Here is a 16363-nt window from a genome sequence, read left to right as displayed (position 1 = left end):
ATCTTCACGCTGCCCACAGTACGATCACGTCGACGGTAAAGCTGCCATCGGCCTCGATGGCGTAGTAGTCGCGCACTTCCTGCCCCACCGACTGCTGCAACAGGCGAATGGCCTCGCGCATGGTTTGCGGCGTACGCATACGCTCCACCCACACGCCAAATTCCAGCCGCAGCTTTTGCCGCGTCACCTGCTGCACTTGCCAGCCGGCAGCGGACAGTGCGCCCAGCCATTCGGCCATGGCGTAGTTGTGCACATGGCTGGTATCGCGCAGCACTTCCACCGCTTGCAGATAGGTATCCAGCAGCGGCTGGCCGGGCGACATCACGTCGATGAAGGCAAGCCTGCCACCGGGCTTGAGCACCCGGCGCGCTTCGCGCAGCGCGAGGCCCAGATCACCCCAGTGGTGGGCTGAGTAGCGGCTGAACACGAAGTCGAATTCACCATCGGCAAATGGGAGTTGTTCGGCCGCGCCTTGCCGGGTGGTGAGCGTGCCGAGGCCACGCGCTGCAGCTTCGTCCGCCACCACTTGCAGCATGCTGGCGGACAAGTCGTAGGCCACTACGCTGGCAGCATGTTCGGCCACCTGGAAGCTGACATGGCCGGCACCGCAGCCCAGGTCCAGCACCCGTGCTGCGCCGTGCTCGCGCACGGCTTGCTGTAGCTGGGCAAACTCCGCGCCCTGGGCGTGTACCTGGCTGTGCAGGTAGGCCGCGGCCTGGGCACCAAATTGTTGCTGGACGTGTTCTGCGTGTGCGCTCTGGCTCATGTCATTCTCCGATTCAGGCCTGGTGGAACAACCAGGGCTGGCTCTGGCGGCGGGCCGCCTCGTAGGTCTTGATTTCGTCCGCGTGCTGCAAGGTGAGGCCGATTTCATCCAGACCGCCCAGCAGGCAGTGCTTGCGATGCTCGGTGACATCAAAAGCAAACGACTGACCAGACGGGGTGCTGATGGTCTGCGCTGCCAGATCCACCGTCAGGCGGTAGCCTTCGCTGGCTTCGCACTCGCGGAACAGCTGATCCACCACGTCAGCCGGCTGCACGATGGGCAACAGGCCGTTCTTGTAGCAGTTGTTGAAGAAGATGTCGGCAAAGCTGGGGGCGATCACCACGCGGAAGCCCTGGTCGTCCAGCGCCCACGGTGCGTGTTCGCGGCTGGAACCACAGCCGAAGTTTTCACGCGCCAGCAGCACTTGCGCACCGGCGTAGCGCGGGAAGTTGAGCACGAAGTCCGGATTGAGCGGACGTACGCTGTTGTCCATGCCCGGTTCACCGTGGTCCAGATAGCGCCATTCGTCGAACAGGTTGGGGCCAAAGCCGGAGCGCTTGATCGACTTGAGAAACTGCTTGGGGATGATCGCGTCGGTATCGACATTGGCACGATCAAGCGGGCACACCAGCCCGTCAAGTTTGTTGAATGCTTTCATGAGATTCTTTCCGAATCGGGCTGCCCTTACTGGGCAGCGTTTTCGATGGCCTGTCCGGCCTTCTGGATGCCGTGGCCGACAGCCTGGCCACCTTGTTTGAGGTCTTCACCCGCGCCGTGTAAGGTATTGCAGGCAGACAGCAGAATGGCCACAAACAGGCTGAGTGCAATTTTTTTCATGGATGAATTCCTTTCGCAGAGTTAAAGCTGACGGATGTCAACAAAATGGCCGGTCACCCCTGCCGCCGCCGCCATGGCCGGGCTGACCAGATGGGTACGCCCCCCCTGCCCCTGACGGCCTTCGAAGTTGCGGTTGGAGGTGGAGGCGCAACGCTCGCCCGGTTGCAGACGGTCGGCATTCATCGCCAGACACATGGAGCAACCCGGCTCGCGCCATTCAAAACCTGCCGCGATGAAAATCTTGTCCAGTCCTTCGGCTTCAGCCTGTGCCTTCACCAGACCGGAACCTGGCACCACCAGTACCTGTTTTACGCTAGCCGCCTTGGTGCGGCCACGGGCCACGGCAGCGGCTTCACGCAGGTCTTCGATACGGGAATTGGTACAGGAGCCGATAAACACGATGTCGACCGGAATCTCTTTCACCGGGGTATTGGCTGTCAGACCCATATAGGCCAGCGCGCGTTCAATACTGCCCTTCTTCACCGGGTCGGCTTCGGCAGCCGGGTCCGGCACGATGCCGTCGATATCGGTCACCATTTCCGGCGAGGTGCCCCAGGTCACTTGCGGCTTGATGTCGCTGGCTTCCAGCTCCACCACGGCGTCGAAATGCGCGCCTTCATCGGAATGCAGGGTGTTCCAGTAAGCCACGGCAGCATCCCACTGTGCGCCGGTGGGGGCAAACGGGCGGCCCTTGACGTAGTCGATGGTCTTTTCATCCACCGCCACCATGCCGGAACGGGCACCGGCTTCGATGGCCATATTGCACAAGGTCATGCGGCCTTCCATCGACAGGCTGCGGATGGCTTCGCCACCGAATTCGATGGCATAGCCGGTACCGCCGGCAGTGCCGATCTTGCCGATGATGGCGAGCGCCACGTCCTTGCCGGTGATGCCGGCTGCCAGCGGGCCATTTACCTTCACCAGCATGTTCTTGGACTTCTTGGCCACCAGGCACTGGGTGGCCATCACGTGTTCCACTTCAGACGTGCCGATACCGTGTGCCAGCGCGCCGAAGGCACCGTGGGTGGAGGTGTGGCTGTCACCACAAACCACGGTCATGCCCGGCAGAGTGGCGCCTTGTTCCGGCCCCATCACATGCACAATGCCCTGCCCCTTGTCCTTGAACGGGAAGTAAGCCAGGGCGCCAAAGGACTTGATATTGGCGTCCAGGGTTTCCACCTGCTGGCGCGAGATCGGGTCCTTGATACCTTCGTCCCAGTGATCGGTCGGAGTGTTGTGGTCGGCGGTGGATACCACCGAGTCCACACGCCACAGGCCGCGACCGGCCAGTTTCAGGCCTTCAAAGGCTTGCGGGCTGGTGACTTCATGCACCAGGTGACGGTCGATATAAAGAAGAACCGTGCCGTCGGCCTCTTCCCGCACTACATGGCTGGACCAGAGCTTGTCGTAAAGAGTTTGTGCTGTCATGGCTTCCTGCTCGTGAAATGGCGGTTGCAACACCGCCGGTTTGCCGGATACAAGGCAGCCATTCTGTCACGCTGATCATTACCGCCACAAGGCTGTCCTGCTTGCCTTGGCCGTTGTGCGCCACAGTGTTCGGCTGCTGTTGGCACACATCATCGCGCAGCTTTTTTCCTAGTACAAGATAAGCATTTATACTAGTACTAGCACTACTACGTTAAAGTGGAAATTCAATCAGGAATCAACATGAGCCAGAGTAAAACCACCAGCCCGCTAGGCGAATTCATCCGCGCCCATCGTGAACGGGTCAGCCCGCAGCAGGCTGGCTTGCCAGCTGGCAGCCGACGCCGTGCCAAGGGCTTGCGGCGTGAGGAAGTGGCGGCACTGTGCGGCATCAGCCCCACCTGGCTGACCTGGATTGAGCAGGGGCGCAGCCAGTCGGTATCCGCCCCCACGCTGTCGCGGCTGGCCGATGCCCTGCTGCTGACCCATGCCGAGCGCGATTACCTGTTCAAGCTGGCCGGACTGAAAAACCCGCTAGAGCGGCCGGCGGAGCGAAACCCACAATCGCGTCAGGCCCTGAGCGCGGCGGTAGATGTGATTGCCGCGCCGGCCTATGTACTGGATGCCAACTGGGATGCACTGGCCTGGAATACGCTGGCGGCCGAATTGTTCAGCGGCTGGCTGGATCAGCCGCTGGCACGGCACAATTTGCTGGATTTCATGTTTTTGCAAACTGCCTCCCGCCAACTGGTGGAGGACTGGCCGGTACGGGCGCGGCGCATGGTGGCAGAGTTTCGCGCTGATGCCGGCGAGCGACTGGAGGAAAACAGCATCCGGCAATGGCTGGATACCCTGCGTCAGGGCAGTGCGGAATTCGATACGCTGTGGCAGCAGCATGACGTGCAAGGCCGCGAAGGCGGCGAGCGCGCCTTCAACCATCCGCAGCGCGGCCGCCTGGTGTATCAGCAGCTGACGCTGAATCTGGCAGCAGCACCGGAGCTCAAGCTGATCATGCTGCTGTAGGCTTGGCGTAGGGTTCCGGCCGCAACCAGCGCAGGCACACCAGCACGCCCAACGCTGCCGCCACTACCGACATGCCAAACGTCAGCAACATGCCGCCGTGCGGCCACAACAAACCGCCAACCAGACCGCCAGAACTGCCGCCCACACCAAACGAGGCGATGATATACAAACCCTGTGCTCGTCCCTGGTGCTGCTGGGCAAACAGGCGGTGAATCAAGCCCACCGAGGTGGCATGGTGCAGGCCGAAGGTCAGCGCATGCATGCTTTGCGCCAGCACCGCCAGCACCGGCTGCTCCACTGCACAGGCAATCAGCACAAAGCGCAATACGGCGATCAGCAGTGAAGCCAGCATCAGCCGCTCCAGCGAAAACCGTCCCATGATGCGCGGCATCAGCAGGAACACCAGGATTTCGCTGATCACCCCCACCGACCACAACAAGCCGATGGCACCCTTGTCATAACCGGCATGGCGCAGGCCGATGGAATAAAAGGTGTAATAAGGCCCGTGGGCATAAGCCATCAGGAAGCAACAGGCAAACAAGGCCAGTACGCGTGGCTGGCGCAAGGTCTGCCAGATCGGCCCGGCCGTTTGATGATGACGCGGATTGCTGACATCCGGCACGAACCAGCCGGCCAGCACAATGAACACCAGCAATAGCAACAAGGCCCAGGGCAGATTGGCCAGATGGATCAGGTCCAGCACATAGCCGCCCACCATGGACAGGCAGACAAAGCCGATGGATCCCCACACCCGTACCCGGCTGTAGCGGCCCGGCTGGGCACGCGTCAGGTAGGCCGTGCTGGCTTCCACCAGCGGCAAGGCCCCGGCCCAAAAGAAATGCGATACCGCCAGACTGATGAAAATCCACCAGAAGCCATTACCCAGCCCCACCAGCGCAAAGGCCAGCGCCGAACACAAGGAGGTGCTGATGATGATGGCCCGTCGCCGCCCTTGCCGGTCTGCCAGCCAGCCCCAGAAGCCGGGTGCCACGATACGCGCCAGCGTGGACAGTGCCATCAGCACGGAAATCTGCAAGGCAGAGAAAGACAGCGACTCCAGATACAAGCCCCAGAACGGGCCGAACAAACCCTGAAAGGCAAAATAGGCAAAATAGAACAGCGCGAAAGGACGCAGGGAGGGAGCAGCAACAGCAGATGAGGCAGACATCAATACACAATCAGATAAAGCTGCCACCGCCCGGAATCTGGAACGGTGACATGGTCATTACAGGCTGCCCTTGAAGCGGGAAATATCCCGCCGGGCTTTCTTGGTGGGGCGACCTTCGCCATGCGGAAAGCTGGCATGTTCTGCCTTCAGCAGCAGCATGCGCTCCTCGCGCTCAGCCTTGCTCGCTTCGTCCTCCTGATACATCAGCACGGCCTCCTTGGCCGGACGACGCTGGGTGGCCAGTTGCAGCACGGTAATGCGGTATTCCAGCTGGTTGATGCGCAGCAACAGTTCATCACCCTCGCGCACGATGCGCGAAGCCTTCACCCGCTCGCCACTCACCAGCACCCGCCCCAGCTCCAGCGCCTCGTGCGCCAGCTGGCGCGTCTTGTAAAAGCGCGCAGCCCATAGCCACTTGTCCAGCCTTACCTTGCCGTCGTCTTCGTCCTGCTCACGCGGGCGGCTCATGCGGCCACCGTCCAGTCGGCACTCACCACACCGTCCAGTTGCAGATGCAGCACATCACCCGCGTGCAGCGCAGCCACGCCTTGCGGCGTACCGGTGTAGATCAGATCGCCCGCCGTCAGGCCGTAAGTCTGCGACAGATAACTGATAATGGTGACCAGTGGATACAGCATCAGGCTGGTATCGCCCTGCTGACGGGTTTCCCCATTCACCTGCAGGCTGAAGGTGAATGGCTGCCCCAAGTCGAAGCAGGAAGCCGCTACAAAATCAGACACGCAGGCCGCATGGCGAAAGCCCTTGGCCTTGGTCCACGGCTTGCCGCCCTGCTTGGCCTCACTTTGCACATCGCGCGCGGTCAGGTCCAGACCGATGCCGATACCGGCGATGTGGGACAAGGCATCCGCCTCGGGAATGTCATTGCCGCCCTTGCCGATCAGCAGGACCAGCTCACACTCGTGGTGCACGTCTGAGGAATAGGCCGGCAGCGCAATATCCTGCCTGCTCATGGTGAGGGCCGAGGTAGGCTTGAGGAACACCAGCGGCTCCTCTTCCAGCTGATTTCCCAGCTCCGCCACATGGGCCGCATAATTGCGACCGATGCAGAAAATATTGCCAATTTTCTGTTCCACGCCTTCAAACATGACAACCGCCATGGTGCACTCCTTCCGGTTCAAGCTGCTGATTATCCCAGATGTAACCGTCTGGCGGGAGGCCGTCATTAATTATACAAACGTCATTTAAGGCAGAATCTCTGCTACCATGCAGCCCGCTCCTGCCAACTTCAGGACGATGACATGACGCGGAAACAGGGCAAACCCTGTGTCATTGGGTTAAGGACATGGACATGATTTGTGCATTGCCGCAACAGCCCTGCACCCACCGTGGATTTTTTCAGGCCGGCATACCGCCAGCCGGTGAAATTGTCATACAGTCCTGTTACAGTCAGCGAGTACCCCGGCGGCGGCACCGCCCGACCGCCCCGGACAGCACGTATCCACCCACCTCTCACGGCATGTTAAGGAGATGTACCTTGACTCAGGACACGACCGCTTCCCTGGAGAGTTTCTTCTCCAGCCTCTCAGAGGCTAACCAACAGTGGATGCAGCAGTTTGTCAATTCGATGACCGCCGGCATGCCACTGGACGCAGCTGCCAATCCCATTTCCGGTGCCTGGAACCAGATGGTGAGCAACACCAACCAGATGCTGGCCATGCAGACCAATCTCTACCAGCAGCAAATGAATATGTGGCTGCAGTTCCTCGGCCAGAAACCAGCTGAGGCAGCCGCCGCACCGGCTGCCGGCAGCGATCGTCGCTTTGCCGCACCGGAGTGGAACGAACACCCCTTCTACAGCTTCCTCAAGCAAAGCTATCTGCAAACATCCAAGTGGATGACCGAGCTGGTCGATCAGTCCCAGCTTGAAGACGAGTCCAAGGAAAAGCTGGCCTTTGCCACCCGCCAGTACCTGGATGCGATGGCCCCCACCAACTTCATGCTGACCAACCCGGAAGTCATCAAGCGGGCACTGGAAACCAAGGGCGAAAGCCTGGTGGAAGGCATGAAGAACATGGCCGAAGACATCCAGAAGGGCCATATCTCGATGTCGGATGAAAGCAAGTTCGACATCGGCAAGAATATCGCCACCACGCCGGGCGAAGTGATTTTCCGCAACGAGCTGATCGAACTGATCCAGTACACCCCCACCACCACCGAGGTGTACGAAAAACCGCTGCTCATCGTGCCGCCCTGCATCAACAAGTACTACCTGATGGACCTGCAGCCGGACAATTCCATGGTGCGCCACTTCGTGGCCCAGGGTTACAAGGTCTTCCTGATCAGCTGGCGCTCGGCCGTACCGGAAATGAAGCATTTCACCTGGGAAAGCTATATCGAAAAAGGCGTGATTGCCGCGGCAGAAACCGTCAAGAAAATCACCAAGCAACCAAGCATGAACGCGCTGGGCTTCTGCGTTGGTGGCGTCATCCTCAATACCTCGCTGTGCGTGATGCAGGCCAAGGGTATCAAACTGATCGACAGCGCCACTTTCATGACTTCGCTGGTTGACCATGAAGATCCGGGTGAGATCAAGGTATTCATCGACGAAAAGCTGGTCGCCAGCCGCGAAGCCAAGCTGGCCAGCGGTGGCATAGTCAGCGGCAAGGAAATCGGCCGCACCTTTGCCAGCCTGCGCGCCAACGACCTGGTATGGAACTACGTGGTCAACAACTACCTGCTGGGCAAGACCCCGGCCCCGTTTGACCTCTTGTACTGGAACAACGACGCCGTCGACCTGCCCCTGCCAATGCATACCTTCTTCCTGCGCCAGTTCTACCTGAACAATGCGCTGGTAAAGAAAAATGCCATCACCCTGTGTGATATTCCCATCGACATCAGCAAACTGGATATTCCGCTGTACGTGTTTGCCGCACGCGAAGACCACATCGTACCGTGGAAGTCCGCCTTCTCCGGTATCAAGTACATGACCGGTGCACCGTCGCGCCGCTTCGTACTGGGTGCGTCCGGCCATATTGCCGGCTCCATCAACCCGGTTACCAAGGACAAGCGTAACTACTGGGTGAATGAAAATCTGGTCGATGACCCGGAAGTATGGCTGGAAAATGCTGAAAGCCGTCCGGGCAGTTGGTGGAAGGACTGGGACAACTGGTTGGCCCCGCAGTCGGGCAAGAAAGTTGCCGCTCCCAAAGCTGCAGGCAGCAAGGAGTTCCCGGCTCTGGTAGCCGCCCCTGGCACTTATGTACTGGCCAAGGCCATGCCCAGCACGGTAGCCAGCCTGCAATAATCACCCGATGCCCGGCACATGCATGCCGGGCACATGCTCCTGACAGGAGCCCCCACCGCAGAACCATAACGGAGAGTTAGCTATGCAAGAAATCGTGATTGTTGCCGCCCTGCGCACTGCCGTAGGCAGTTTTGGTGGTGCACTGTCCAAGGTACCGGCACCCGAACTGGGTGCCACCGTCATCAAGGGCCTGCTGGCCCAGACCGGCGTAAAACCGGAAGACGTCAGTGAAGTGATTCTGGGCCAGGTGCTGACTGCTGGCTCTGGCCAGAACCCGGCCCGCCAGGCCGTGATCAAGGCCGGCCTGCCGATCACCACTCCTGCCTCCACCCTGAACGTGGTATGCGGCTCCGGCCTGCGTGCCGTGCATCTGGCAGCCCAGGCCATTGCCAATGGCGATGCCGAAATCGTAATTGCCGGCGGTCAGGAAAACATGTCACTGTCCCCGCACATTCTGCCAGGTTCGCGTGATGGTTTCCGCATGGGCAATGCCCAGTTGGTGGATACCATGGTCGCCGATGGTCTGACCGACGTATACAACCAGTACCACATGGGTATCACCGCTGAGAATGTGGCTGAGAAATACGGCATCAGCCGCGAAGAACAGGACGCGTTGGCCCTGGCCTCGCAGAACCGCGCTGAAGCAGCCCAGAAGGCCGGCAAGTTCAAGGACGAAATCATTCCGGTACTGGTTCCGCAGCGCAAGGGCGACCCGCTGGCTGTTGATGCCGACGAATACATCAAGGCAGGCACCACCGCCGAAACCCTGGCCAAACTGCGTCCGGCCTTCAAGAAAGATGGCACCGTGACCGCCGGTAACGCCTCCGGCATCAATGACGGTGCAGCTGCCGTGATGCTGATGACTGCTGCCAAGGCTGAACAGCTGGGCCTGAAACCGCTGGCCGTGATCCGTGGTTATGCCCTGACTGGTTGCGCACCGGAAATCATGGGTATCGGCCCGGTTGCCGCCACCCGCAAGGCCGTGGAAAAAGCTGGCTGGTCTGTGGAACAGCTGGATCTGGTAGAGGCCAACGAAGCCTTCGCTGCCCAGGCTCTGGGTGTGGCGCGTGAACTGGGCTGGAGTGCGGACAAGGTTAACGTCAATGGTGGTGCTATTGCGCTGGGCCATCCGATTGGTGCATCCGGCTGCCGCGTTCTGGTTACCCTGCTGCATGAAATGCAGCGTCGCGATGCCAAGAAAGGCCTGGCAACCCTGTGCATTGGTGGTGGCATGGGCGTGGCACTTGCAGTTGAGCGCCGCTGATCGATCCAGCCGAAGCCAGACAGAAAACCGGGCACATGCCCGGTTTTTTATTGCCACAAAAAAGCCCCGGCGTACTGGCCGGGGCAGTTTCGGTCAACCGCTCTGCTGGCTGGCCGAGGTGGAGACATTACGCAAGACGGCAGGGTATTTATCCTGCAGCACACAGCGTTTTTTCAGCATAGCGGGCAGTACATCGATTCCCAGTGAAAATATATGGCTTTTAGTCCAGTTGCAAACGCGGCAAGCCGTTTTGAGCCCGTGCTCGATTACACGCTTCTTCATAAATGCCAATACTGGCGCGAGCACCAAACTCACGACAGGGAGAAGGCCGCTCGCTGTAAATGCCACAACTGACCGATTCCCCCACCTTGCCCACCAGGGCAATGCAGCGCGGGCGGGCATAATCGGTACCACGCATGCGCATGATGGTGGCAGTTTCCTCATCAGCCAGCCGTGCCGGAACGCAGCCCCCCGGCTCGGTATCCAGTTCGGAGTAATGAAAACTCACCCGGAAGGCGGCACAGCAGGCACCACAGCGCTGACAGATGTTTTGCTCGGCTTGGGACATACGGATAAACCAGAGATTCAAGTCGGCACAGTATGCCTGTAAGCTGGGTGGATTTCAGCCGTATTGCGAGTTTTCATGCCCTCTTCGCTCTCCATGCTCTTTCCCGGCAGCCATTGGCCCGATTACCAGGGTGGCAGCCTGCTCAATCTCATGGCCAGCCTGAGCCGCGAACTGGGCGGCCCACATACCGGGCATGCCGGGCTACACCAGCCATGGCTGTCCGGTATCACCCGGCACCAGCATGTGGTACTGATACTCATTGATGGTCTGGGCGAACAGCAGCTGCACACACTAGGCCCGGACAGCATGCTGTACCGTCATCAGCTAACCACCCTTAGCAGCGTGTTTCCAGCAACTACGGCAGCAGCCATCACCACCTTGCTGACCGGCCACTCCCCCGCCAGCCACGGGCTGATTGGCTGGCATCTGTATTGCCAGGCCAGGGAGGCCGGACAAGAGAGTATTGTGGCTCCCTTGCCCATGTCGGTACGGCATCCAGCCGTAAGTACGCGAACACCGGAACAACTGGCACGCCAGTTGCTGGTGTGCCCACCCTTGCTGCCACAACTGGGGCGGAAGGCAGAGATACTGCAACCACACTACATTGCGGATTCTCCCTACAGTCTGCACCATGCAGGAAACATCAAGCGTACTGCCTATCGGGATGTTGAGGATGCCTTTGCCCAGTTGGCCACCAGCCTGCAGCAAGATCAGGCACCGGGTTTCCACTATCTTTACCTGCCACAATTGGACAGCCTGATGCACCGACAGGGCTGTCACTCGCGCTCAGTACAAGCCTTGTTTACCCAGCTAGATGCGGCCTTTACCCAGTTGGCTGACATTGCCGACCAAACCGACAGTGCCATCCTACTTACCGCCGACCATGGTTTTATCGATACCCCGCGCGCACGGCAGATCAGTCTGGACGAGGATTTCCCGGCACTGTACGCCATGCTGACCCAGCCCCTGTCCGGCGAGCGCCGGGCGGTGTTCTGCCACGTAAAACCGGGGCTGCGCGACGCCTTCATCAGTCTGGCCCGACAGCAGCTAGGCCATGCTTGCTGGGTAGTGGACAGCAGACAGTTGCTGGAGGCTGGTGCCTTTGGTCCGGGCAACATACATCCGCAACTGGCAAGCCGTTGCGGTGATGTCACCCTGCTGGCACAAGATGACTGGAGCATCCGCGATACCCTACCGCAGGAGAAACCACTTCATCTGCCCGGCCAACATGGCGGGGTGAGCGCAGCGGAAATGTACGTGCCACTGATCCTGCGCCTCCCCCAGAAGGAGTAGCCGTTCTGATGCCTGCGGCTGATACCGCCAAGCCTGCCATGCATCGCACAATGAGGCATGACATCCAATAAATTCCCTCTGGTCTACGCTTGTTCGGGCTGCTCCAGCGCCGCCCAGATGGCTAATGATCTTGCGCTGCGCCTGGATCGTGAAGGTCTGGCGGAAATGTCCTGTATCGCCGGTGTTGGCGGCGGTGTGCCCGGTCTGGTTAAACTGGCCCAATCCGGTCGCCCCATTCTGGCATTGGACGGATGCCGTCTTTCCTGTGTGCAGGCCTGCCTGCGCCAGGCGGGAGTGCAGGCCGACCATGCATTGCTGCTGTCTGACCAGGGAGTGGTCAAATACAAGCACCAGGCTTATGCCATCAGCCAGGCAGAAGAAGTGTGGCCGCTGATCCGGGACAGCGCCGACGCACTGGCCAACAAAAAAACAGAATCAGAATAAACCACTCTGCAACTGTTGCTGCTCCAGCGAGGCCAGCTCTTCGGCAAACTGCTGTTCCAGCTCTTGCAGATGCTGGCGCTGGACATGTACCGGCATCAGCACCCGGGAGATGGGCTGCAACTGCCCCAGTATCACTTGCTCGTAGCTGAGGGCAGTCACATCATCAGCATCCACCCTATCATGCAGTACGCCCATGCGGTTCAGGCAGATGGTTTGTGCTTCGACACGGAAAAAACCTTCCGGCTGCTCCAGTACCTCGCGTACTACGTCAAGAATGCCATCCAGCTCGGTCAGTCGCGCCAGGGGCTGTAACTGCAGCTGCACTTCGGCCTCGCGCTGACGCAAGGTCTGGGCATCAGCCGGCTGCAGACGGGCCAGGGTGCCAGACCCTCCGGTGGCATCAATCACCACCCGCCCCTCCTGTCCGAAAGTAGCCAGCTTTAGCTGAAGCTGTTCCAGCTCGGTCTGTAAATCCAGCCGCATTTGTTGCAGCAACTTGATGCGACGATCGATCACGGCAACCAGAACGGTAAGACCATGGTGACGGGTACTCTGTTGCAGATCCTCCGGAGTGGCAGAGGGGTCGATCAGGCGATGCTGGTCGAAACTGACAACTTGCTGGGCGACATCAGTACGGACTTCGCCATTGTGCTCCACCATGCCAAAGCGCACGGTTTCGCTGCGGCTCATGCTCATAATGGCCCAGGCTTCGTCACCCTGACTGGCAGATAGAAAAAACGACTGCAGCGGAGCACTGCCTTTCAGACACAGCAACAGGCTGAGCGGGCTGGAAAACAACAGGCCCAGCCTGCGATCAGTGGCAAAGCTGCGCAGGGAGAGTTCCAGCGGCGCAATACGCTGCCAGGGCAGCCCGGCCAGATATTCCAGCGTACGCCGGGTTCCGGGGAGCAGACGCTGCTGATAGCCTGGCAACAATCGCAGTCGACCATCGCAGCCATCAATCACTGTCTCGATAGCATGCAGCAAATCAGCCTTCTTTTGCCTTGAAGCCTCATCCAGGCCCAGTTTCTGCCACAGCCAGTCCAGCATTGGGACCTCTCCCTCAAACAAAAACAGTAGTATGCCCGGTATGCTGTACCCGGCAGTGGTCATGGATCAAGTCTGCGGCGTTGTCACCTGCAAAATATCCTGCAAGGCAGCCACAGTCTCTATGGCAGACACGACGGGCAGGACATGGGTTCCACCATCGATGGTGATCAGCGGTGCATCCAACTGCAAGGCTAAGCGCTGACCGATGTGCAAGGGAAAAATTTCATCCTGCGTCCCCCACACCACCGCAGCCGGCATGGTCAGCGGCTGCTTGAGGCGCTCGACATGCGCCTGCTGGCCGGTGGCCAGTTCCTGCATCAACGCACGCAGCTGCGGTGCACGGTCACGGTAATAGAATTGCCAGACATCCCTGAGCAAGTACTGCGGTGCGCGCGCCAGCGGACTGCCCACCAGCGCCATCATGCGGGCAAGGGCTTGGGCATCGCTTGGTACAAACAGCTGTTCGGCAGTCTGCACCTGCGCCCGTGCCAGCAGATCTTGCTGGTCATCCGGCGTGTAGGCCATGCCCGGCGAAGCCATGATGACCAGCCGCCCTATCTTTTCCGGCATCCGCCGTGCCAGCTCCAGCGCCACAAAGCCACCATAGGACAAACCCACCAGTTGTACCGTACCCGGTACGCAGGAGCGGATCAGCACTTCCAGTGCATCTGCCTGCGCCAGTAGCGCCGGCTCACCCGTTGCATGGCTGCGACCAAACCAGAGCAAATCCGGAACCAGTACGTGGTGGCGCTTGACCAGCGCAGCCATCACCCGGCCCCAACTGGTGGGGCCGTCACCGCCAAAGCCGTGAATCAGCAATACGCTGTGGCCACTACCACCTTCCAGATAAGCCAGCTCGCCATCCGGGAGAGACAGCCGGCGGCTGCGAAACCCCGCCAGCCACAGACTGCAACGTAACAGCCACTGGCCGGCAGCAGAGGGAAAACAACACAGGAGCAGCAGACTGGAAAATACCAGCAGCACTATCGTCAGCATCAGGTTCATGCCCTTGATGATGTCATGCCCGCCCGACAAATCCAAGCCGGATATTGCAATGCAAAACGGCGACCTCCGGTCGCCGTTGCACTGCGTCGGTCAAACCCGGCCTGACAGGGTCAGAACATCTCGTCATCACGCAGATAACGCCACTGCCCGGTGGGCAGATTACCCAGCTTGATGTTGCCAATGCGAATGCGCTTGAGCCCCACCACGCGCAGGCCCACCAGCTCGCACATACGGCGGATCTGGCGCTTCTTGCCTTCACGCAAGACAAAACGCAGCTGGTCTTCATTCTGCCAGGCAACTTCTGCCGGTTTGAGCGCTTCGCCATCCAGCGACAGGCCATGGTTGAGCAAGGCCAGGCCACGGTCACTCAATTCACCAGTCACCCGAACCAGGTATTCTTTCTCGACTGTAGAATTTTCTCCAATGACATGCTTGGCCACCCGACCATCCTGAGTCAGTATCAGCAAGCCCACCGAATCGATGTCCAAGCGCCCGGCCGGTGCGAGGCCACGCAGATGCGCCGGAATGAAGCGCTTCTTGCTGGGGTCTTCCGACCAGTGATTTTCAGGCTTGACCAGCGTGACAGCAGGCAGATAGCCCTTCTCAGCCTGACCGGACACATAACCCACCGGTTTGTTGAGCAAAATGGTCACACGTGACGATTGGGCATCCTGTGCCTTCTTCAGCACTTCAATGGTGTTGTGCGGCAGCACCTTCTGGCCAAGCACGGCCACTTCGCCGTCTACCTTGACCCAGCCTTGTTCGATATAGCTGTCCGCCTCGCGACGGGAGCAAATACCCAGTTCGGCCATCCGCTTGGAAAGGCGTACGGGTTCCATGTAAAGCATCCTGTAATAAAAAAAGCGGGTAGCACCGGTTGCGCACTGCCAGTGCAAAATTATCCCGGGCAGCACGTCACCACCGGCACAGCCGCTGTTGATCTGGCGCTATTGTAGGGGATAGACCGCAGACTGACCATGATTACCACCATGCGCCAAGTCCTGACACGAGGTCACCGCAGGGGAAAACACAGCAGGGAGCAAAAGACGGGCAAGAAAATGCCCGGTGAAACGGGGAGGAATCACCGGGCCGAGCTAAAGCCAATACTGAAGAGGAACAAAAGCCAGAAGTACTTCAACTACAAAGCAAAATTGAGGTTGGCAGGTACTGCAGGAGATCCAATAAGTACGGGCACTGCCAACAGACGTAACTTTAGTAGGAAGCTGTTTTTTTAACCATCCGTAGAAATCCGTAGTCAACACCGCATCAGTCGGCGGCGGATAGCTCCACAGCCACCTGCTGGCGGCTGACAGAGCGACGGCTGAGCGAACCCAGCACAATGCCGGTAAAAATGGCCGCCAGACCGGCTACATGGTACCAGTGCAACTCCTCCCCCAGCAGCAGGATGGACTGCACCGCACCAAAAGCCGGCATCAGATAGAGAAAACCCGCCGCCTTGGCCGCCCCCACCTGGGCAATGGCGCGGTTATACATCAGAAAAGCCAGCACCGAAGGGAATATCCCCAGATACAGCAAGGCCGCCCCGGCAGACAGGGACAGCAAGTGAAAACCGCCAGCCTGCCAGGTTTCCTGCACGAATGCAGGCAACAGCATGCACTCTCCCACCAGCAACAACACCATCATCATCACCAGTGCATCCAGCCCTGGCAGCAAGGTACGCAGCCCCAGGGTATACACGGCCCAGCACAAACCCGCCGCCAGCACCAGCAAATCGCCCCGACTGAACTGCATCGTACTCATGCCCATCACATTGCCCTTCAGCACAATCAACAGGGCTCCGGCCATGGCCACCAGCATGCCGGCCCACTGCCGACGCGCCAGCTTTTGCCGGAAATACAGCGAGCCCAGCACCAGCACCATCATCGGGGTGGCGCTATTGAGGATGACAGCATTGGTGGCCGTGGTGGTGCGCACTGCCACATACACCAGCGTATTGGTCAGCCCGATGCCAAACACCCCCAGCAGCAGCAATTTCTGCCATTGCTGGCGCAGCAGCGGCCAGGCACGGCCAAGCCGTGGCAGACCGAAGGGCAGCAGGCAGAGCAAAGCAATGGCCCAGCGCCCGAAAGCCAGACCAAAAGGCCCGATCTGGCCATGAATGGCACGGGCGATGACAAAGTTGGTAGACCACAGCAGCATGGTCAGCACCAGCAGGATATAGGCAGAGCGAGGGGATGAAGCGATACGCGTCATGATGATGAGCACAATTTGAAATTGCTGTAGATTCTACCCAA

17 protein-coding genes are annotated in these 16363 nt (G+C 59.6%); 5 read left to right on the top strand and 12 right to left on the bottom strand.

The annotated features are described in order from the left end of the window. Positions 1-4: 4 nt before the first annotated feature. The 4 genes from GSR16_RS06095 to leuC are packed head-to-tail and all read right to left on the bottom strand — an operon-like array spanning position 5 to position 3031. Positions 5-766 carry a class I SAM-dependent methyltransferase gene (locus GSR16_RS06095; RefSeq protein WP_159875631.1) on the bottom strand — a complete coding sequence of 254 codons (762 nt, stop codon included), beginning with the start codon at positions 764-766 and terminating at the stop codon, positions 5-7. 13 nt (positions 767-779) lie between these two features. Next, the gene (leuD, locus tag GSR16_RS06090; protein ID WP_159875630.1) at positions 780-1424 is read right to left on the bottom strand and encodes a 3-isopropylmalate dehydratase small subunit; all 645 of its coding nucleotides are present in this window, start codon (positions 1422-1424) and stop codon (positions 780-782) included. Positions 1425-1450: 26 nt separating this feature from the next. Then, positions 1451-1603 carry an entericidin EcnAB gene (locus tag GSR16_RS06085; RefSeq protein ID WP_159875629.1) on the bottom strand — a complete coding sequence of 51 codons (153 nt, stop codon included), beginning with the start codon at positions 1601-1603 and terminating at the stop codon, positions 1451-1453. Positions 1604-1624: 21 nt separating this feature from the next. Next, positions 1625-3031, bottom strand: coding sequence for a 3-isopropylmalate dehydratase large subunit (leuC, locus tag GSR16_RS06080; RefSeq protein WP_159875628.1), 1407 nt, complete (start codon positions 3029-3031; stop codon positions 1625-1627). A 240-nt stretch (positions 3032-3271) separates the two neighbouring features. Between leuC and GSR16_RS06075 the strand changes: the two genes are divergently transcribed. Next, positions 3272-4051: a helix-turn-helix transcriptional regulator gene (locus GSR16_RS06075; RefSeq protein WP_159875627.1), complete on the top strand. Its 780-nt coding sequence runs from the start codon at positions 3272-3274 to the stop codon at positions 4049-4051. On the opposite strand, the gene GSR16_RS06070 is transcribed toward GSR16_RS06075, so the two are convergent. The 3 genes from GSR16_RS06070 to GSR16_RS06060 are packed head-to-tail and all read right to left on the bottom strand — an operon-like array spanning position 4038 to position 6337. Beyond that, entirely contained in the window at positions 4038-5219 is a 1182-nt protein-coding gene (locus GSR16_RS06070) for an MFS transporter (RefSeq protein ID WP_159875626.1), read from the bottom strand. The genes GSR16_RS06075 and GSR16_RS06070 overlap by 14 nt on opposite strands. 57 nt (positions 5220-5276) lie before the next feature. Beyond that, positions 5277-5687 (bottom strand): RNA-binding S4 domain-containing protein, encoded by a 411-nt coding sequence (locus GSR16_RS06065; protein WP_159875625.1) that lies wholly within the window; start codon positions 5685-5687, stop codon positions 5277-5279. Continuing rightward, positions 5684-6337, bottom strand: a complete 654-nt coding sequence (locus tag GSR16_RS06060; protein ID WP_159875624.1) for a fumarylacetoacetate hydrolase family protein — start codon at positions 6335-6337, stop codon at positions 5684-5686. The genes GSR16_RS06065 and GSR16_RS06060 overlap by 4 nt, the downstream gene beginning before the upstream one ends. Before the next feature lie 446 nt (positions 6338-6783). Between GSR16_RS06060 and GSR16_RS06055 the strand changes: the two genes are divergently transcribed. Both GSR16_RS06055 and GSR16_RS06050 read left to right on the top strand, forming a co-directional pair. Continuing rightward, positions 6784-8484, top strand: coding sequence for a PHA/PHB synthase family protein (locus tag GSR16_RS06055; RefSeq protein WP_205677554.1), 1701 nt, complete (start codon positions 6784-6786; stop codon positions 8482-8484). 82 nt (positions 8485-8566) lie between these two features. Next, entirely contained in the window at positions 8567-9748 is a 1182-nt protein-coding gene (locus tag GSR16_RS06050) for an acetyl-CoA C-acetyltransferase (protein WP_159875622.1), read from the top strand. Between the two features lie 220 nt (positions 9749-9968). On the opposite strand, the gene GSR16_RS06045 is transcribed toward GSR16_RS06050, so the two are convergent. Beyond that, a complete protein-coding gene (locus GSR16_RS06045) occupies positions 9969-10316 on the bottom strand; it encodes a YkgJ family cysteine cluster protein (RefSeq protein WP_159875621.1) in 348 nt (115 codons plus the stop codon). Between the two features lie 75 nt (positions 10317-10391). On the opposite strand from GSR16_RS06045, the gene GSR16_RS06040 reads away from it, so the two are divergent. Together GSR16_RS06040 and GSR16_RS06035 are read left to right on the top strand one after the other, a co-directional pair. After that, a complete protein-coding gene (locus tag GSR16_RS06040) occupies positions 10392-11609 on the top strand; it encodes an alkaline phosphatase family protein (RefSeq protein ID WP_240902609.1) in 1218 nt (405 codons plus the stop codon). A 57-nt stretch (positions 11610-11666) separates the two neighbouring features. After that, positions 11667-12053 carry a putative zinc-binding protein gene (locus GSR16_RS06035; RefSeq protein WP_159875620.1) on the top strand — a complete coding sequence of 129 codons (387 nt, stop codon included), beginning with the start codon at positions 11667-11669 and terminating at the stop codon, positions 12051-12053. On the opposite strand, the gene GSR16_RS06030 is transcribed toward GSR16_RS06035, so the two are convergent. The 4 genes from GSR16_RS06030 to GSR16_RS06015 form a co-directional block, all read right to left on the bottom strand. After that, positions 12045-13103, bottom strand: a complete 1059-nt coding sequence (locus GSR16_RS06030) for a hypothetical protein (protein ID WP_159875619.1) — start codon at positions 13101-13103, stop codon at positions 12045-12047. The genes GSR16_RS06035 and GSR16_RS06030 overlap by 9 nt on opposite strands. 66 nt (positions 13104-13169) lie before the next feature. After that, the gene (locus GSR16_RS06025; protein ID WP_159875618.1) at positions 13170-14144 is read right to left on the bottom strand and encodes an alpha/beta fold hydrolase; all 975 of its coding nucleotides are present in this window, start codon (positions 14142-14144) and stop codon (positions 13170-13172) included. A gap of 74 nt (positions 14145-14218) precedes the next feature. Then, positions 14219-14947: a pseudouridine synthase gene (locus tag GSR16_RS06020; protein ID WP_159875617.1), complete on the bottom strand. Its 729-nt coding sequence runs from the start codon at positions 14945-14947 to the stop codon at positions 14219-14221. A 427-nt stretch (positions 14948-15374) separates the two neighbouring features. Next, positions 15375-16322, bottom strand: coding sequence for a DMT family transporter (locus GSR16_RS06015; protein WP_159875616.1), 948 nt, complete (start codon positions 16320-16322; stop codon positions 15375-15377). Between the last annotated feature and the right edge of the window lie 41 nt (positions 16323-16363).

The sequence above is a fragment of the Aquitalea denitrificans genome, assembly GCF_009856625.1.
GTDB classification, from domain to species: domain Bacteria; phylum Pseudomonadota; class Gammaproteobacteria; order Burkholderiales; family Chromobacteriaceae; genus Aquitalea; species Aquitalea denitrificans.
This window is presented reverse-complemented; position numbering and strand designations above follow the sequence as displayed.